An 18,537-nucleotide genomic window follows, 5' to 3' on the forward strand; every position below is an offset into this window, starting at 1 on the left:
CCGGGGCAGCCACCGGCAGTGACCGAAGCCACTCGCCGACCGCCCCGGCGCAAGCCCCTCCTTCAGGAGGGACCCAAGCGGAATTCCATCCGGGATGCCGCCAGTGGATGAGAAGCAGACAATCAGCGAATGGCTGATCGAAAACTTCTACATCATCCACTTCTACATGCGACGAGGGGAGGCAGACCCCGAAGTCGCGGCGGAACTCGCACAGGAAGTATTCGCGAAAATTTCCGCAGCAGAAAAACGAGGCGTCAATGTCGAAGACATCAGACCTTACGCCTACGCAGTCGCAGGAAACGTCCTGAAGGACCATTACAAGGCCAAAGGACGTTACAAGATCTCCGAGATCGAGGACAAAATCCCCGATCCGCGAGAATCTGCGGAGTATGTCCACGGTCTCCGTGACCTACTTCGTCCCGAAATCAAGAAACTGCCCCGTCGGCAGCGCCAGATCATCTGGCTCCGCTACTACGACGGCATGTCCCCGAAGGAAATCGCGGACGAACTCGGGATCGATGCGGCGACCGTGCATAACATGCACAGCCTGGCTCTGAGGCGTCTTCGTGAGGCTCTCATCCAGCAGGGGATCGACTACAGGAGGGCGTAATTGAGCATCGAGGCCATGCTGCGCCGAGATGCTCAGGCCCTCGCCCGGAGCATGAACGACGCTGAAATGCAGCAACTGCGGAACGAGATCTTCGCCGCAGACAGTGCTTCGGAGAGTTCGGCCGCAGGTCGGTCCGGCAGCCTTCGGGCTGCCGGACCGGCCCCCGGTCGGGGCCTGAGCGAAAGGGAAGAAGCAGCAGCTGTCTCAGGAGGGGACCACACGGTCCTTGACCGATATCGAGAGGAAGGAGTCAAGCACGCGGCGAGCGCACGCCGCGCGGCAGAACTTCTGGAACTAATCGGAGAAGACGAGTCGGCTGGGCGCTGGTGGCGCACCGCAGCACGACTTGGCGACCCCGACGCCATCGACTACGTCGATGCATTCCTTGGCGGGCCAACGGACGGCAGCGCCTTGGCGTCACAGCGAAAAGAAGAGAGGTGAAAACCATGGAAAACGCAGAACCCGGGCCCTTCAATTGAAAGACCCACATGATCCAAGCGGCCGTGCTTCTCGTCGCGGCGCTCGTCAATTGGCTTGGCAGCCTCTTGACTACACACAACAGCAGCAAGCAATCCATCACCTTCGCAACTGCCCATGGGCGAGTGCATGACACTCGTCCGATCTTCATCCCGGGGAGCATGAGTCCACGACTCACTCTCCAAGAGTGATGGAATGTCAGAGAGGCCCCCGGTCCGCTGGACCGGGGGCCTCTCCGCTTCTTATGCACAGTGAGGTTCCCCGTCCTCCCGCGTCTCATAAGGAAACACTGATTACAGGGAGGGAGCGGCATGGGTTCCGCATCCGGCGAGGAAAACGTTAACGGCAATTCGAACGCAACCAGGAGTATGAAGGGGAAGCTCCTCCGTCGAGTACTCATGAAGATCGGCATCGGTCTGCTGGCGCACGAGGCAGTCGAGGAACTCGACGACCTGATCGACGAACTCGCTGAGGCGACGCAGGACGCGATCGAGGATGCGAACGAGGACACCCAGAGCTGATCATGGTGCGGGCGTCCTGTCGCGCCCGGTCGATCAGGCCGCCCGCACTAGGCTCTACCTCCGCCGCGCTGACCAGCCCGTCCAACCGTCCAACCTGGTGGGGCAAGCAATTCGTGAGGGATTGTCAGTGCTGCGGGTTACCCTCAGATCTAGCTCAAAAGAGGACCCCGGCGGCGTCGAGGTCGACGGGCACCGGGGTCTCTCCTGATTGGCATCTGGAACATACCTCGAACACAACGCCGAAGGCACTCAGTGTCATCCCGTTGTGATCATTGCCTCTCGATCTGGCACGCCGGGCCACCTCGCTGGAAACGAGGAAGGACCCGCAGCACAGTGCAACTGATCAAGGCCCGTATCACCGACTACCGCTCCGTCGAGGACTCCTCCACATTCGACGTCGAAGAGGACGTCACCTGCTTCGTCGGGAAGAACGAGTCAGGCAAGACGACGCTCCTCCAGGCGCTCTTCCGGCTCAACCCCGTGGAGCCCGCTGCCTTCGACGAAGTGGTCGACTTCCCCGCCCGCAAGACCCGCGAGCGCAAGAAGCTGCCGGCTGGCAAGCAGATCCCCGTGCTCCGGGCGACCTTCCGCTTCGACGACACCGAGAGGAAGACCATTGAGGGGGAGCTTGGCTCGAAGGCCCTGAGGAGCCCCGAATTCGATGTGGTCATCGGCTATCGGGACGACGAGGCGACCTTCGAGCTCCACTACAACGAGGCTGCGGTCGTCGACCACCTGCGTTCCGCCCTGGACCTGCCGGCTGCGGCCACCCAGGCCATTGGCGGCGCCTGCACGATCGGAGAGCTCCTCGACGCCCTCGACGCACTGGACGAGCTCCCGTCCGAGGCGTCCGCGCTGGCTGACCGCATCCGGGGCTGGCGCGACTGCGATCTCGGCTCGTACTTGATCGACGAGTACGCCGCCCCGCTCATGCCGAAGTTCGTCTACTTCGCGGACTACGACACGATGCCCGGCAAGGTCTCGTTGCCCGATCTGGTCCGGCGCCGGGCATCGGGAGACCTCAAGCGCGGTGAGCGCGCCCTGCTGAGCCTGCTGGATATGGCGGGAGTCTCACCGGAGGACTTCCAGGACTCCGGCCAGCACGAACGGCTCATCCGCGAGATGGAGAACGCGGGCAACGTCATCTCGGACGAGGTCTTCGACTACTGGTCGCAGAACAAGGAGCTGGAAGTCCGGCTGGAGGTCCTGACCCCTGAAACCGGGGCCCAGCCTCCCTTCCACGAGGGACCGATCCTCCAGGTCCGCGTCTTCAACAGCCGCCACCGGGCATCGGTCCCCTTCGACGACCGGTCCCGCGGTTTCGTCTGGTTCTTCAGCTTCCTCGCTTACTTCAACGAGCTGGAAGACGCAGGCACCACGGACCTGATCCTGCTGCTGGACGAGCCGGGCCTGTCCCTGCACGGCCGAGCTCAGGCTGACCTGCTCCGTCTGATCGACGAGCGGCTGGCCCCCAAGCACCAGGTCCTCTACACCACGCACTCCCCGTTCATGGTCGATCCCGACCACCTCCAAAGGGTCCGGACGGTCATCGACATGGAACGCGGCGGCGCGAAGGTCTCCTCGGAGATCTTCAAGGCCGACGAGGACACTGTGTTCCCGCTGCTGACTGCGATGGGGATCGAGATGACCCAGACGCTGTTCGTGGGCGAGCACGTCTTGCTCCTCGAAGGCCCGAGTGACCTGATCTACCTGGACGTCCTCACGGAGATCGCCGAGGCGAACGGCTCCACCGGGCTTGACCCCCGCTGGGTGAAGACCCCCATCGGCGGATCGGGGAAGCTGTCCACCTTCGTGACCCTCCTGGGTGCAAACAAACTGAACGTCGCGGTCCTCGTCGACTCCAGCACCAAGGATGTCGGGGCCATCCAGCGCCTCCGGGACAACGCCCAGCTCGCCAGGAACGGACTCGTCGAGATCAGCGAGTTCACCAGCGCGGCTGACGCCGACGTCGAGGACCTCTTCGACCGTGACTTCTACCTGGAACTGGTCAACCGCGCCTACGCGGCCGAGCTCACCACCCCGATCACGGCAGCGGACCTCAACGCCAAGGACCCCCGCGTTGTCCGCCAGATCGAGGCCGAGTTCAAGAAGCGGAACATCCCGGCGCGGTTCAACCACTACAAACCGGCGGCCGTTCTCCTCCGCGAGCAGGCCACCCTGACGCCGCTGATCAATCCGGCCACGATCGCACGAGCCGATCAGCTCTTCACCCGACTCAACTCCCTGATCCCTGAGCACTGAGCGCTGAGCTGAGTCTGCACTGCGCGTCCTCCTGCCCTGCGATCTTCCGGTCGGTTCGACAAGCAGCACTCGACACAGAAGCACGCCCGCACCGGCCCGATCCGCTCCGAGTACACCGTCGGTGACACGACCGCCCTGGAGCTGCGCGGGGACCTCGGCATCGCCGTGACACCGATCGTCACGGCACATCGGGAAGCCCTCACCGCGTACCCGCGCCCCGAGCTGGTCGTGGACCTGTGTCCCGTGCCCTTTCTGGACTGCTCCGCGCTGGGGAATGCCGTGCAGGGCACGCACGCGGACCCGTGAGCGGCACCGCAGGCTCCGTCTCGTCTCCGACAGCGGCCGCTTACGCACCATCGTGCGCCACACCGGACCGGCGGACGCCTTCGAGGTCCACGGGTCGCTGACGGACGCCCTGGGGTGCGAACTCCGCGACGACCGGCCCGCCTGACCGCTTCGCCGACCGTGCGGACGGACACGTCGGCCGATCCCGCCGACGGGCAGGCAGCCCTCGCGGGCGCCTCCCGCTCGCCCTTGCCGGGAAGCGACGGGCCCGGACGGCGGACCGGATGTCCGCGGTCCGGGCACCACCGGCTCCTGCCGGCCGTTCCACGGCCCGTCGGCGGCCTCGGCCAGGCCGGCACGTGCTCGCCGGAGGCGCCCGTGTCCGCCCCCGCCCGCGCGCCACGGACCTGTCCGGTTCCCGGGGCGGCACGCCGACCGGTACCGGTCCGCGCCCTCTCGACGGGTTTGTTCCCGCGTGCAGTCGACCAGACCTGGGAGCAGCGGCCGTAGCGGGAGGAGACGTGGATCAGCTCGGCCGGCGCGGCAACGACCAGGGTGCGGCCGAGGACTCTGAGCAGTTACTTGTTCGGCGTCGGCCGGGGACAGCACCCGGCCCGCATGATGCCCCCCAACGTCTGGACGCGACGATGGCCGCGCCCCACCACCGAGGTGGTCACGAGCACGGCGAACAGTGCCTCCCGTCAAGTGCCACCGGTGGCGACGACCGCGAACAGGGGGAGGCGGGCGGCCATGGCGAAGTCCTCCAGCGCCAGCACCGACGGCGTCTCGCGGTTGCCGAGTCTGCGCGGATCGCCGAGAAGGCGGGCGATGATGCCGGAGGACGAGACATAGGTCGCACCGACCAGGGCGAGGACGCCCCGCGGCGTCGAGATCGAGCAGCCATCCCGCCGCGGCGCCCGGGGTGGCGTTCAGGACCAGGTCCACGACCGCGGAGGACCGGTGACGGCGCAAGCCGACCGTGAATTCCCGGACAGTGAAGTCCAGACAGAGAGTCAGCAGCAGGAGGATCAGCCCGATCGCGGCGCCGGTGTTGACGAACGCATAGGCCGCCGGGACCGGCGCGGTCCACCGTCGCCCAAGGCGAGTCCCGCCAGCAGGTACAGCGGTACGGGCGTCAGGGCCAGGCGTCTGGTGACCGCGCCGAGCAGGCTCAATGCCCCGTCATCCTGTTGTGAACCGGTCTTCACATTGACCGCATGCACGGTTCAGCCCTGGACGAACTCGTAGCGCAGCCCCACGCCGGGAAGCAGCACCTCGGTGACGTCCATACGTCTCCTCCTCACCATGCTTCCCTGGGTGTGCCGGGTTTCCTCGGGCGCCTCGCGTACCGTCCCAGGCGCCGGAGCGTGCCCTGCGGGGCCAGGCTCGCTGGTCGTCATCGTGGGCCGTCCGACAGGCGGACGGCCCACGTGACAGCCCCCGGTGGACTTCCCGCCGGGGGCTGTCGGCGTGCTGGTGTGGCGGGTCGTTGGGAGGGGTCCGTCTCACCGGCCTGGTTCAGCGCAGCCACGCGTGGTCGCGGACGATCGGGAGCCGGGCCCACAGGCGGCCCAGACCCAGCGCGTCACCGGCCGAGATCGCGGCCAGCGCGATCAGCACCACCGCGTAGATCAGGTGGTAGTCCACGAACGGGTTCGTCGACATGCTCGCCGACCCGTCCGACAAGTGTTTCGCCGGCGGCCACTCCGCCACCCACATCAGCGCCATCATCACCGCGCCCGCAAAGGCCGCCAGGCGCAGCGCCACCCCCGCGGTCAGGGCCAGTCCGATCCCCAGCAGACCCAGCATGAACAGCCAGTCCGCCCACGCCGCCCCGGCCCACGCGTGGAACGTCGACTCCATCGGACCGACCGCCACATGCCCCAGGAACCCTTCGGTGGGCGAGCCCCCGTCGATCCAGCCCTTGCCGGACGCGGTGGCATAACCGAAGCCGAACGTCTTGTCGAGGAACGCCCACAGGAAGACGAACCCCATCAACACCCGCACCGAGGCCAGGACATAGGCCCGCGCGGTGAGCTTGCCGGCCTCCGCCGGCACAGCCGCCTCCGGCGCGGAAACCGCGCGGTCGCGGCGGAACGACGGCAGGTGAAAACCCGAACCACGGTGCGTGGACTGGTGCACGGCCATGACAGTGACTCCTTCGAACGGACTCCGGCTTGCTTCCTGACACCACCCACTCTCCCGGCTCCCCCCACCCCGCACCCGACGCCGAAGGTCCGCACCCAAGGACTCAACAGCCCCGGACAACAGGGACCATCGGCCACCACCGGCGGCGCGCGGGACGGTCATCGGCTGTGCCGAGGCCGGCTCTGACCAACGAGCTGTGCCGGGGGCTTCGGTGGCGGTCCGGGCGGCAGCCCGGTGCGACGCGTCGTGCGGGGCGTGATCGGGCCGGGGACCCCACCGGTGCACGGCGGGGTCCCGGCCCGCTTGCGTCACGGGCGGGCCGGGACCCGAGCAGGCGTAGCCGGAGCCTCGCACCCCGCGAGCGCCGCGCGTCGGCACGCCGTTCACCCGGGACTCCGTCCCCCTGGGACCGGCCGTCGTCCCGCGTACTTCTTCCGGTCAGTCGTGCGAGATCACCGCTACCGGAGCGCCGGCGTGGTGAAGCAGCGCCTGGGTCACCGGCCCGATGTGCACACCGACCGCCGCCCGGCGGACCCGCCGGCCCACGACCACAAGAGCGGCGTCGTAGGAGGCGTCGATCAGGTGGCCGCCCGCACCACCGACCGTGGCCTGCGCGCTGACCTCCACCGCGGGGTACTTCTCCTGCCACGGCCGCAGGACGTCGGCCAGTTCGCGCCGCACCTGGGCGGCCGTGCGGTCGTTCAGGCCGGGCATGAGGTCGCCGCCGTAGGTGTAGGGCGGCAGCGTCCAGCCGTGGACGATCCGCAGGCGTGCGGCGCGCCGCGAAGCCGCGTCGAACGCGAAGTCGATCACCGCGTCGTCGGGCTTGTGCAGGTCGAGGCCGAGGACGACGTCGCGGTGGTCGGTGGCAGCGGAGAGTCCTGGTGCCGAGGGCTCCGGTCGGTCTTCCTTCCCGCCCTGTCCGGCGGCCCGGACGAGGACGACAGGTCGCCTGCACGAGGCCAGGACGGGGAGGGAGACGGAACCGAGCAAGAATCCCGCCGTCCTGCTCAGTCCGCGGGATCCCAGGACCAGCAGCTCGGCGTCCTCGGCGGCCTTCAGCAGAGCAGGGACGGGCAACCCGGAGATCTCGTCCGTGTCGATCAGCAGGCCGGGACGGCGTTCGGCGACGCGCTTCCGTGTCTCGTCCAGCAAGCGCTGCGCTCCTGCGTGCTGGAGATCTCTCGGCGGCACCGGCACGCCGAGTGCGGCCGGCGGCGCGTAGACGGGGGGCTGCCACTGCCATGCGGTCACGAGCCGCAGGGGCAGGTCCCTGAGCTGTGCCTCGCGTGCGGCCCAGTCCGCGGCAGCCACGCTCGCGGGCGAGCCGTCCAGTCCGACGGTGATGGTACGGGTCATGGTGAACCTCCTTCAGGCTGCTTCGAGTGTTCGTTCCGCGGGGCGGTGGCGGCAGGGGCCGCTGGTCCTCGCCCGGCATCCGACGGTCCCGGTGTCCGGCCCTACGGTTCGCCGCCCACCGTCGTCAGAGGGCGAGTTCAGGCCGTACGAGCGTCCCCGACGTTCCGTGGGCGATGGCGTGCGCGGCATCGAGGGCTCCGATCGCGGCCAGACCACCGGTCCGTTCCACGAACCGGGCGGCGGCCTCGGCCTTGGGCTTCATCGACCCCTCGGGGAAGGCGCCGTCCCGAAGCTGTGCGGGGGTCACGTCGAGCACCGGCTGCTGGCGGGCCGTGCCGAAGTCGGCGTAGACGTTCGGGACGTCGGTGAGGATGAGCAGAAGGTCCGCCTTGAGTTCCTCGGCCAGGAGCGCGGCCGTGAGGTCCTTGTCGACGACGGCCTCCACCGCGGTCAGCCCACCGGTGCCACGGTCGGCTGTCACCGGAACCCCTCCGCCGCCGGCGCAGACGACCAGGGTGCCGCTGCTCAGCAGTGCCTGGACGGTGTCCGCCTCGACGATGGCCTCGGGCGTCGGGGACGGCACGACGCGGCGCCACCCCGTGGTGTCCTTGGCGATGTGCCAGCCGCGCTCACGGGCAAGCGCGTGCGCCACCTCCCGTGAGTGGACCTGGCCGACGAACTCGGTGGGCCGCTCGAAGGCCGGGTCGTCCGCGCGGACCACGGTGTGGGTGACCAGTGCGGCGACCTGCCGCCCGGGCAGGGCGTAGCGCAGCGCCCGGACGAGCAGGGACCCGATGACGCCTTGCGTCTGGGCGCTCAGAACATCCAGCGGGCAGGGCGGGGCCAGGGCGGGATCGGCGGCGCCTCCGACGGCCGGCGGGCCGATCCGGGGGCCGTTCCCGTGGGTGATGACGAGTTCGTTGTCGCGGGCGAGTGCGGCGAGGGCAGTGACGGCCCGGTTGGCGTTGACTTGTTGTACCGCGGCGTCGGGGCGTTCACCCCGGCGCAGCAGGGCGTTGCCGCCCAGGGCGACGACGATGCGCATGGCTCGGTCCTCCAGAGGGTGACGAGTACGGCCTTGATGGTGTGCGGCCGGTTCCCGAACTGGTCGATGACGAGGGACGCGGGCGGGGAGAGGGCCTCGTCGGTGACGTCCGGTCCGTCCAGGCCCGCAGGCCCCGGGCAGTCGCTCGCCCAGGCGGGTTCCGCGGTCGTGCGGGGACGGCGGGCGGTGCGTGACCGTGGCGTCCGGGCCCTTGGCGGCCGCCCTCGTCCTGGCGTCGGCGCGCGGGCGTGTGGTGGTTCTCCTGGATGACGGACGGGTCTTCACCTCCGTCACGCCGGCCACGCGGGCGGTTTGTCTTCGTCATGGAGACTCCTCGGGCCGGGCGCGGGAGTGCCGCGGGACGCCGGGAAAGGAACCGTTCGGCACCGATCCTTCCGGCCGGGCCGGGACGAGGGGAACGGCCGCACGTCCCGTGCTGGGCCCGTTGGTCCCGGCCGCCGGGTGTCCGTCCGGCCCGCAGAGGCCGGGCCGGACGGACACCCGGCGGCGGCAACTGCCGTACGGGACACCGCCCGTGGTCGCACGTCTTCCGGCCCGTGGGATGATCCGGACGGCCGCCGGGCGGGTCCGCCCCGGCCCTTGTCGGCGGACGGTGTCCGAGGGAGGCCGGCCGTGGAAACAGGAGACCCGCACGAGGAGGCACGGTGAGCGGTGTTGTGGTGGTCGGTGTGGACGGATCGGCGTCAAGTCTGACGGCGGTGGAGGTGGCGGCGCGGGAGGCCCGGTTGCGCGGGGCGGCACTGCGCGTGGTGCACGCGTGGTTGTGGCCCGCGATGCACGTGCCGTTGGGACCGTCGCCGATGGGCCCGCCGGAGGGCGGGTTGCGCGGCATGGTCGACCGTCTGGTGATCGAGGCGGTGGAACGGGCCCGTGCGACGGCGCCGGACATCGACGTCAGTCACGTCGTGGTGACCGGTGAACCGCTGACCGTGCTGGAGGCCCAGTCCCGTGCCGCCGAGCTGCTCGTCGTCGGCTCCCGCGGGATGGGCGGGTTCGTCGGCCTGCTGGTGGGCTCGACGGCGGTCCATCTGGCGGCGCACGGCCGGTGCCCGGTGCTGGTGGTGCGCGAGCAGCCGCAGGACGACGGTCCGGTGGTGCTGGCCGTCGACGGCTCCGCCGCGGGCGACAGAGCTGTGGAGTTCGCCTTCGCCGAGGCCTCATTGCGCAAGGCGCCTCTTCTGGCGTTGCACGCCTATACGAACTGGAACGCCCCACTGCCCTCTCCTCAGGACCCGTCGGAGCCGGACGCGAACCCTCCGGGTGCACTGGCTCAGGCTGAGGAGCGGCTGCTGGCCGAGACGCTCGCCGGCCATCAGGAGCGCTGTCCGGACGTGGTGGTGGAGCGCAAGGTGGTGCACGGCGGTCCGCGCGAGACGCTGATCGAGGCGAGCCGTTCCGCCCAGCTGCTGGTGGTGGGCGCCCGAGGCCGGGGCGGCTTCGCGGGTCTGCTGCTGGGATCGGTCAGTCAGAGCCTTCTGCACCACGCGCACTGCCCGGTGGCGGTGGTACGAGGAGCGGACGGCTCCCACTGACACGCCTCGCCCACCGCCCCGTCCTTCGGGGCGGTGCCGGGTGGGGATCACCCCGGAGCCTCGCTGTACTCGGTGCCCTCGGCAAGCGCGGCAGGCCACCCGAGTACGCCCGCCTCGGTGTCCGGCCGAGCCGGATCCGGGGTCGGGGCCGGCCGGATCGGGCTGGGGTCGGGCCGGGGTCGAACGTCCCGGGTCCTGACCTGGTCAACCCTTGACCTGGATGATCATCCTGCTGGAGGGTGAAAGCGAGGGGCCGCGTCCGCGGCCTCCCGAAGAGGGAGAGCACAGTGAGTGATCCGGTGATCGTGGGAGTGGACGGCTCGGCGTCGAGTCTCACGGCGGTCGATGTCGCGGCCCGCGAGGCCCGCCTGCGGAGCACATCGCTGCGCATCGTCCACGCCATCGGCCGCCCGTCCGCGCACCTGCCGTCCGGCGCGGCGCCGTGGAGTCCTGCCGACCACGGCCTGGAACCCATGGTGGACGGACGACTGGCCCGGGCGGAGGAGAGCGCGCACGCGGTCGCACCCGGCATCGAGATCACTCGCTCGGTGGTGCCCGGTGACCCGTTCGAGGTCCTGGAGATCGAGTCGCGGTCGGCGGCGCTGACGGTGGTCGGCAGCCGCGGCCTCACGGGCTTCTCCGGGCTGCTGCTCGGCTCGACTGCGGTCCATCTGGCCGCGCACGGCCACGGCCCGCTGATGGTGGTGCGCGGCCGGCCGGACCCGGCCGGACCGGTGCTGCTCGCCGTGGACGGCTCCCCGGCCGGGGAACGGGCCGTGGAGTTCGCGTTCGCCGAGGCCGCCCTGCGCGGCGCCCCGCTCGTGGCACTGCACGTGTGGAACACCTGGAGCGAACGCGCCTACGAGGGGCCCGGCGATCCGCTGACCTCGGTCGTGGCGGACGCCGAGCGGCTGAGGGAGGCCGAACAGCAGCTCCTCGACCGGACCGTGGCCGCATGGCAGGAGAGCTACCCGCAGGTCACCGTCGAGCGGCGCCTGACGCGGTCCCGGATCCGCAACGCGCTGATCGACGCCAGCAAGGAGGCCCAACTGGTGGTGGCCGGAGCCCGCGGCAGCGGCGGCTTCACCGGCCTGCTCCTGGGATCGGTCAGCCAGGCCCTGCTGCACCACGCCCACTGCCCCGTCACCGTCGTCCGCGGCAAGGAGTGACCGGGCCCCGGCGAGCCGCAGCCCTCGCCCCGCCCTCACTTCACTGCGAAGACGCCACGAGCGGGAGGCCACCGACGTGGCGGACCTGCTCGACGTCGCCCGGCCACAGGCCCGACCACGGCCGAAGCTGAGTGCCGACGGCGGTCGAGACGGCGGGCCTCGACGTCGAGCTCCCGGCCGACGCGCGCACCCGGGCTCTCGAGAACATCACCTCCGGCATCGGCTCCCTACGACTCGTCGATCGTGACCCGGAGCGATCCGGATCTTCTCGTCACCCCACGCGTTCCCAGCCACGGCGCGGGGGACGTGCGCCGAGCCGGGTGTCGCGGCTGCGGTAGACGATGTAGGGGCGGGTGAGGTAGCCCAGGGGGGCCGTGAGCATGTGGACAAGCCGGGTGAAGGGCCAAGCCGCGAAGAGCAGCAGGGCACTGATCGCGTGCAGCTGGAACAGCACCGGCGCGCCGGTCATCAGGTCCGGATCGGGCTGGAAATAGAAGATGGAACGGAACCACGGGGAGATGGTCTCGCGGTAGTCGTATCCTCCGCCCACGACGTTCGCGGCCACCGTGGCGGCCAGGCCGAGCACGATGGTCACGGTCAGGGAGAGGTACATGGCCTTGTCGTTGCGGGTGGTGGCGGAGAAGACCGGGCCGACGGTGCGGCGGCGGTAGATCAGGATGGCCGTTCCGCCAAGCGTGGCGACACCCGCGATCGTGCCGAGGACGACCGCGCCGATGTGGTACATGTGCTCGCTGACGCCGGCCGCCTCGGTCCAGCTTTTCGGGATGAGCAGGCCCCCGATGTGTCCGAGGAGTACAACGAGGATGCCGAAGTGGAACAGCGGGCTGCCGATGCGCAGCAGGCGCCGTTCATACAGTTGGGAGGAGCGGGTGGTCCAGCCGAACTTGTCGTAGCGGTAACGCCAGACATGGCCGAGGACGAAGACAGCCAGGGCGACGTAGGGCAGGACCACCCACAACAGGATGCCCCCGGTGCCTGACTCCGCCGCCAGGGTGAGGGGATGCGCCGGCGCGGTCATCGGGGGCCTCCTACGACGGGGTCGGGCAGGAACACGGGGGACGACGCGTACGGGTCGAGACCGACCTGTTCTTCGGGCGGGCCCTGGGCGGCGAGACGCAGGACGGCTTCGCGGTCACCGCCGGCGAGTGCGGGCAGGGTGGCGGAGACGGAGTCCAGCACGTGTGCCCAGGGGGAGCCGTCGTCGTTCAGGGCCAGGCGCAGCAGCTCCAGTCCGGCGCGGTGCTCGGTGAGCAGGCGCGCTCCGGTGGCCGGGTCTGTCGCGGCGAATTCGAGTACGACGGCGAGGTGGTCGGGCAGTTCGTCGTCGGTCAGACGCCAGCCGGCGGCAGTGTAGGACTGCTTCAGGCGCAGCAGGGCGAGGCCCCGTTTGCGCGTGTCGCCGTGGGCGTAGTAGGTGAGGTAAGGGCAGCAGCGCTTGCGGTGGTCGAAGGCGGCGACGTAGGCAGTGGTCAAGTCGGCGGTGGCGGTCTGCTCTGCGTGTGCGGTGAAGCGCAGCAGAGGGCCGGCGACCGGTTCGGGCAGGGAAGCGGCGACCCGGCCGGCCAGGGTCAGGCGCTGCTCGAACTGCTCGTCGGGGTAGGCGAGCAGCAAGGACTGGGCCTGCCAGGCGTAGGGGTGCCAGGAGTCGGTGCGATCGGTGCGGGTGGTCTTCTTCTTGAAGGCTTTCACGGCTTCGGATCGACCTCCCCGTCGCTGTCCCCGTCGGCGCTGCTGCCGTCGGATGGCCGGTCCGGGAACAGGCCGGGCGGGGAGCCTTTGCCGTCCCAGTTCAGGAGATTCACGCGGGCGGCCTTGTCGGTGGGCGCTGCCGGGGTGTCGGCGGTCTGCCGGTCGCGCAGGGCGTGGAAGTTCTCCACCGCGATGGGGGCGGCGCCGCCGGAGGTCTCGCCGAAGGGGCCGGAGCCGCCCATGCCGGGTCCGCCCTCGTAGTCGAGGCTGCACTCGGTGGCCAGTTCCTCGAGGCTGTGGGCCTGTTCGGCGTGTGCGGGAGGGATGACGTAGCGCTCGTCGTACTTGGCGAGGGCGAGCAGCCGGTACATGTCGTACATCTGTTCCTCGCCCATGCCGACCGAGGCGGGGATGGAGGCGTCCGGTTCGCGGCCGAGGTTGATGTCGCGCATGTAGGAGCGCATGGCCGCCAGGCGGCGCAGTACCGCGTCCACGGGAGCCGGGTCGCCGGCGGTGAACAGCTGGGCCAGGTAGCCGACGGGGATGCGCAGGGCGTCCACTGCGGCGAAGAGGTTGCCGTGGTCCTCCGCGTCCCGGCCGGTGTCACGGACCGCGTCGACGACCGGGGACAGCGGCGGGATGTACCAGACCATGGGCAGGGTGCGGTACTCCGGGTGCAGCGGAAGCGCCACCTTGTAGGTGTTGATCAGGGCGTGGATCGGGGAGCGCTGCGCGGCATCGATCCAGTCCCGCGGGATGCCGGCCTTCTCGGCTGCGGCGATGACGGTCGGGTCGTGCGGGTCGAGGAACACCTTGCGCTGCGCCTCGTACAGGCCGGTCTCGTCAGGCGTCGAGGCGGCTTCCAGGACGCGGTCGGCGTCGTAGAGGACGAGCCCGATGTAGCGCAGCCGGCCGACGCAGGTCTCGGAGCAGACGGTGGGCAGACCGACCTCGACGCGGGGGAAGCAGAAGGTGCACTTCTCGGCCTTGCCGGTGCGGTGGTTGAAGTACACCTTCTTGTAGGGGCAGCCGGTGATGCACATCCGCCAGCCCCGGCAGCGGTCCTGGTCGACGAGGACGATGCCGTCCTCCTCGCGCTTGTAGATCGCCCCGGAGGGGCAGGACGCCGCGCAGGACGGGTTGAGGCAGTGCTCGCAGATGCGCGGCAGGTAGAACATGAAGGTCTGCTCGAACTCGAGCTTGATCTTCTCCGAGACCTCGTTGAGGAGGACGTCCTTCTCGCCGGTCGCCGCCGATCCTCCGAGGTTGTCGTCCCAGTTCGCCGACCAGGCGATCTTCATGTCCTTGCCGGTGATCAGGGACTTGGGGCGGGCGACCGGGGTGTGTTCCTGCAGGGGCGCGTTGGTCAGGGTCTCGTAGTCGTAGGTCCAGGGCTCGTAGTAGTCGTCCAGGGACGGCATGACGGGGTTGGAGAAGATCGTGACCAGCTTCTTGAACCGGCCACCCGCCTTCAGCGCGAGCTTCCCACGCTTGTTGAGTTCCCAGCCGCCCTTCCAGGTCTCCTGGTCCTCGTAGCGGCGGGGGTAGCCCTGCCCGGGCCGGGTCTCGACGTTGTTGAACCACACGTACTCGACGCCGGTGCGGTTGGTCCACGCCTGTTTGCAGGTGACCGAGCAGGTGTGGCACCCGATGCACTTGTCGAGGTTCATCACCATCGCCATCTGGGCCATGACACGCATCTCAGTACTCCACCTCCTGGTTCGCGCGGCGTCGGATGACGGTGACCTCGTCGCGCTGGTTGCCGGTCGGGCCGAGATAGTTGAAGGCGTACGACAACTGGGCGTAGCCACCGATCAGATGGGTCGGCTTGATGAGCAGGCGGGTCAGGGAGTTATGGATGCCGCCACGCCGGCCGCTCGTCTCGGTGCGGGGCACGTCGATCAGCCGGTCCTGCGCGTGGTGCATGTAGACGGTGCCCTCGGGCATGCGGTGCGAGACGACCGCGCGGGCGGCGACGACACCGTTGCGGTTGACGGCCTCCACCCAGTCGTTGTCGCTCACGCCGACCTTCTCCGCGTCCTGGGTACTCATCCAGATCGTCGGACCGCCTCGGGAGAGCGAGAGCATGAACAGGTTGTCCTGGTACTCGGAGTGGATGGACCATTTGTTGTGCGGGGTGAGGTAGCGGACCGTCACGCCCAGTTCGCCGACCTCTCCGAGCCGTGGCTCGCCGAACAGCGCGTCCATGTTCAACGGCGGTCGGTATACGGGGAGTTGCTCACCCAGAGCGGTCATCCAGTCGTGGTCGAGGTAGAAGTGCTGGCGGCCGGTGAGGGTGTGCCACGGCTTGTGGCGCTCCACGTTGACCGTGAACGGGGAGTAGCGGCGTCCGCCCGTCTCCGAGCCGGACCACTCGGGGCTGGTGATGACCGGGACCGGAGCGGCCTGGGTGTCGGCGAAGGTGATCTGCTTGCCCTCGTGTTCGGCGGCCAAGTCCGCGAGTTGCGTGCCGGTGCGGGCCTCGAGGGTGTGGAAGCCCTGGGTGGCCAGGTGCCCGTTGGTGGTGCCGGACAGGGCGAGGATCGCCTCGCAGGCCTGGGAGTCACGGGCGATCGAGGGCCGTCCGTCGGCCGGGCCGCCCCTCACGGTGCCGTTCTTGTGCCGCAGGTACTCCAGCTCACGGCCGACCTTGAAGGTGACGCCCTTGGTGGTGGCGCCCAGGGTGTCCAGCAGCGGGCCGAGGGCGCCCATCTTGTCGGCGACCGCGCCGTAGTCCCGCTCGACCGTGATCAGTTTCGGCATGGTGCGGCCGGGCACCGGCTCGCACTCCCCTGCCTTCCAGTCGCGGACCCTGCCGTGCGGGGTGGCCAGTTCGTCGGGGGTGTCGTGCAGCAGCGGCGCGGCGACCACGTCCTTGCGCACCCCGAGGTGTTCGGCGGCCTGGCGGCTGAACTCCTTGGCGAGGGTGTGGAAGGCGTCGAAGTCGGTGCGGGTCTGCCAGGGCGGGGCGATGGCCGGGTTGAAGGCGTGCACGAAGGGGTGCATGTCCGTGCTGGACAGGTCGTGCTTCTCGTACCAGGTCGCGGCCGGCAGGACGACGTCGGAGAAGACGGTGGTGCTGGTCATGCGGAAGTCCAGCGTCAGCAGCAGGTCGAGCTTGCCCTCCGGGGCCTCCTCCCGCCACACCACATCCCGCGGGCGGGCGTCCGGCGGCGCTTCCGTGGCACGCACCGACGCGTCGGTGCCGAGCAGGTGTTTGAGGAAGTACTCGTTGCCCTTCGCCGAGGAACCCAGCAGATTGGCCCGCCACACGGTCAGCACCCGCGGGAAGTTCTCCGGCGCGTCAGGATCCTCACCCGCGAACCCCAGTCGCCCTGACCTCAGCTCCTCCACGACGTGCGCGCCCACGTCACGGCCCGCGGCCTCCGCCTCGTCGGCGAGGTCCAGCGGGTTGCGGTCGAAGGTCGGATACGAGGGCATCCAGCCCATCCGTGCCGACTGCGCGATCACATCGGCGGTGGTCTTCCCCGCGAACGGGCCGCCCTGTCCCGCCGCTGCGAGGGTATCGGCGGAGAACGGGTCGTAGCGGAACTGGTCGCTGTGCAGGTACCAGTACGCCGTCTGGATCATCAGCCGGGCCGGACGGTTCCAGTCCGCAGCGGTCGCGATCGCCGAGTAGCCGGTGATCGGACGGACCTTCTCCTGGCCGACGTAATGAGCCCAGCCGCCGCCGTTGACGCCCTGGCAACCCGTGAGCGTGGTGAGCGTGAGGAAGGCCCGGTAGATGGTGTCGGAGTGGAACCAGTGGTTGGTGCCCGCCCCCATGATGATCATCGAACGGCCGCCGGACTCCTCGGCGTTGGCGGCGAACTCACGCGCGATCCTGGCCGCCTTCTCCGCGGCGACCCCGGTGATCGCCGCCTGCCAGGCGGGGGTGTACGGCTCGCTCGCGTCCTCGTACGACGCCGGCCACTCACCCGGTAGCCCATCGCGGCCCACCCCGTACTGCGCCAGCAGCAGGTCGAACACCGTGGTCACCAAGCGGCCCGCCACCCTGCGCACCGGTACGCCACGTCGCAGCCGTCCCGCGCTGCCGTCGGGAACTTCAAAGCGGGGCAAGTCGACGGCAACCGGTGCCTCGTCAGTGCCTCCGGCGGACAGGAGAGGGTCGATGGTGCCGAGATCCAGGTTCCATTTCCCGGCCCCTGCCTCGCCGTAGCGGTCGCCGAGCGTGCCGTTCGGCACCACCGGCTGCCCGATGGCCGCGTCCAGCAGCACGGTGCGGAACTCCGCGTGCTCAGCCTCAGCATGCTCGCCGCCCAGGTCGGCCGCGGTAAGGAACTTGCCCGGCCGGTAGGTGCCCGGCGTGCCGTCGATCTCGTCGAGGGCGACCAGAAATGGCAGGTCGGTGTACTTCTTCACGTAGTCGGTGAAGTACGGCGTGGCCCGGTCGACGAAGAACTCCTTGAGGATCACATGCCCCATGGCCATCGCCAGCGCCCCGTCGGTGCCGGGCTGGGCCGCGAGCCACTCGTCGGCGAACTTCACGTTGTCCGCGTAGTCCGGGGAGACCGCGACGACCTTCTGGCCGCGGTAGCGGGCCTCGGCCATCCAGTGGGCGTCCGGGGTCCGGGTCACCGGCAGGTTCGACCCCCACATGATCAGATACCCGGCGTCCCACCAGTCCCCGGATTCCGGGACGTCGGTCTGGTCGCCGAACACCTGGGGAGAGGCCACCGGCAGGTCGGCGTACCAGTCGTAGAACGACAGCATCGCCCCGCCGAGCAGTGAGTAGAAGCGGGCCCCGGCCGCGTGGGAGACCATCGACATCGCCGGGATCGGCGAGAAGCCGGCCAGCCGGTCCGGCCCGTACTCCTTGATGGTGTGCACGTGCGCGGCGGCGACCATCTCCACCGCCTCGTCCCAGCTCGCCCGCACCAGGCCGCCCTTGCCCCGCGCCCGCTTGTAGCGGCGCGCCTTCTCGGGGTCCGAGACGATGTCCGCCCAGGCCGCCACCGGGTCGCCCAGCCTCCGCCTGGCCTCCCGGTACATCTGCAGCAGCACGCCCCGCACGTACGGGTAGCGGACCCGGGTGGGCGAGTAGGTGTACCAGGAGAACGCCGCACCGCGCGGGCAGCCCCGGGGCTCGTACTCGGGGCTGTCCGGGCCGACGGAGGGGTAGTCGGTCTGCTGGGCCTCCCAGGTGATGATGCCGTCCTTGACGTACACCTTCCACGAGCACGAACCCGTGCAGTTCACCCCGTGCGTGGACCGCACCACCTTGTCGTGCGACCAGCGGTCCCGGTAGAACTCGTCCGCCTGCCGGCCGCCCTTGCGGTGCAGGGTGCGCAGGTCGTCAGAGACCTCCGCCCTGGTGAAGAAGCGGCGGCTGCGCACCAGCGCCTCCGCCAGATCGCCGTCCATGCCCGCCCGTGCC

Annotated in this window: 14 protein-coding genes; 6 read left to right on the top strand and 8 right to left on the bottom strand. The window is 69.6% G+C overall.

Going from position 1 to position 18,537, the window contains the following annotated elements; all coding sequences use genetic code 11:
• The first annotated feature begins 103 nt into the window (after positions 1 to 103).
• The 4 genes from AB0F01_RS29480 to AB0F01_RS29495 all read left to right on the top strand — a co-directional run bounded on the left by AB0F01_RS29480 (position 104) and on the right by AB0F01_RS29495 (position 3,870).
• Entirely contained in the window at positions 104 to 610 is a 507-nt protein-coding gene (locus AB0F01_RS29480) for a sigma-70 family RNA polymerase sigma factor (protein ID WP_362101953.1), read from the top strand.
• On the top strand, positions 611 to 1,051 hold the full coding sequence (locus tag AB0F01_RS29485) for a hypothetical protein (protein ID WP_362101956.1): 441 nt from the start codon (positions 611 to 613) through the stop codon (positions 1,049 to 1,051).
• 404 nt (positions 1,052 to 1,455) lie between these two features.
• Positions 1,456 to 1,608, top strand: a complete 153-nt coding sequence (locus AB0F01_RS29490; protein WP_362101959.1) for a hypothetical protein — start codon at positions 1,456 to 1,458, stop codon at positions 1,606 to 1,608.
• 333 nt (positions 1,609 to 1,941) lie between these two features.
• Positions 1,942 to 3,870, top strand: coding sequence for an AAA family ATPase (locus AB0F01_RS29495; RefSeq protein WP_362101962.1), 1,929 nt, complete (start codon positions 1,942 to 1,944; stop codon positions 3,868 to 3,870).
• A 1,511-nt stretch (positions 3,871 to 5,381) separates the two neighbouring features.
• On the opposite strand, the gene AB0F01_RS29500 is transcribed toward AB0F01_RS29495, so the two are convergent.
• From AB0F01_RS29500 to AB0F01_RS29515, 4 genes are all read right to left on the bottom strand, one after another.
• Positions 5,382 to 5,555: a hypothetical protein gene (locus AB0F01_RS29500; RefSeq protein ID WP_362101964.1), complete on the bottom strand. Its 174-nt coding sequence runs from the start codon at positions 5,553 to 5,555 to the stop codon at positions 5,382 to 5,384.
• A gap of 118 nt (positions 5,556 to 5,673) precedes the next feature.
• Positions 5,674 to 6,303: a hypothetical protein gene (locus tag AB0F01_RS29505; protein ID WP_362101967.1), complete on the bottom strand. Its 630-nt coding sequence runs from the start codon at positions 6,301 to 6,303 to the stop codon at positions 5,674 to 5,676.
• A gap of 438 nt (positions 6,304 to 6,741) precedes the next feature.
• The gene (locus tag AB0F01_RS29510; protein ID WP_362101970.1) at positions 6,742 to 7,662 is read right to left on the bottom strand and encodes a universal stress protein; all 921 of its coding nucleotides are present in this window, start codon (positions 7,660 to 7,662) and stop codon (positions 6,742 to 6,744) included.
• Positions 7,663 to 7,786: 124 nt separating this feature from the next.
• Positions 7,787 to 8,707 carry a carbamate kinase gene (locus AB0F01_RS29515; protein WP_362101973.1) on the bottom strand — a complete coding sequence of 307 codons (921 nt, stop codon included), beginning with the start codon at positions 8,705 to 8,707 and terminating at the stop codon, positions 7,787 to 7,789.
• 665 nt (positions 8,708 to 9,372) lie between these two features.
• Between AB0F01_RS29515 and AB0F01_RS29520 the strand changes: the two genes are divergently transcribed.
• On the top strand, positions 9,373 to 10,260 hold the full coding sequence (locus AB0F01_RS29520; RefSeq protein ID WP_362101976.1) for a universal stress protein: 888 nt from the start codon (positions 9,373 to 9,375) through the stop codon (positions 10,258 to 10,260).
• Between the two features lie 287 nt (positions 10,261 to 10,547).
• Positions 10,548 to 11,429: a universal stress protein gene (locus AB0F01_RS29525; RefSeq protein WP_362101978.1), complete on the top strand. Its 882-nt coding sequence runs from the start codon at positions 10,548 to 10,550 to the stop codon at positions 11,427 to 11,429.
• Positions 11,430 to 11,700: 271 nt separating this feature from the next.
• Here the strand turns inward: AB0F01_RS29525 and narI are convergent, their stop codons facing one another.
• The 4 genes from narI to AB0F01_RS29545 are packed head-to-tail and all read right to left on the bottom strand — an operon-like array spanning position 11,701 to position 18,524.
• Positions 11,701 to 12,468, bottom strand: coding sequence for a respiratory nitrate reductase subunit gamma (narI, locus tag AB0F01_RS29530; protein ID WP_362101981.1), 768 nt, complete (start codon positions 12,466 to 12,468; stop codon positions 11,701 to 11,703).
• Complete coding sequence (gene narJ / locus AB0F01_RS29535) at positions 12,465 to 13,139, bottom strand: nitrate reductase molybdenum cofactor assembly chaperone (RefSeq protein WP_362101983.1); 675 nt, start codon at positions 13,137 to 13,139, stop codon at positions 12,465 to 12,467. The genes narI and narJ overlap by 4 nt, the downstream gene beginning before the upstream one ends.
• Positions 13,136 to 14,839 (bottom strand): nitrate reductase subunit beta, encoded by a 1,704-nt coding sequence (gene narH / locus AB0F01_RS29540; RefSeq protein ID WP_362101986.1) that lies wholly within the window; start codon positions 14,837 to 14,839, stop codon positions 13,136 to 13,138. Before narH ends, narJ begins: the two co-directional genes overlap by 4 nt.
• 1 nt (position 14,840) lies before the next feature.
• Positions 14,841 to 18,524: a nitrate reductase subunit alpha gene (locus AB0F01_RS29545; RefSeq protein WP_362102016.1), complete on the bottom strand. Its 3,684-nt coding sequence runs from the start codon at positions 18,522 to 18,524 to the stop codon at positions 14,841 to 14,843.
• Positions 18,525 to 18,537 lie beyond the last annotated feature (13 nt).

Origin of the sequence: Streptomyces sp. NPDC029526, assembly GCF_040637405.1 — a bacterium.
Taxonomy (GTDB): Bacteria; Actinomycetota; Actinomycetes; order Streptomycetales; family Streptomycetaceae; genus Streptomyces.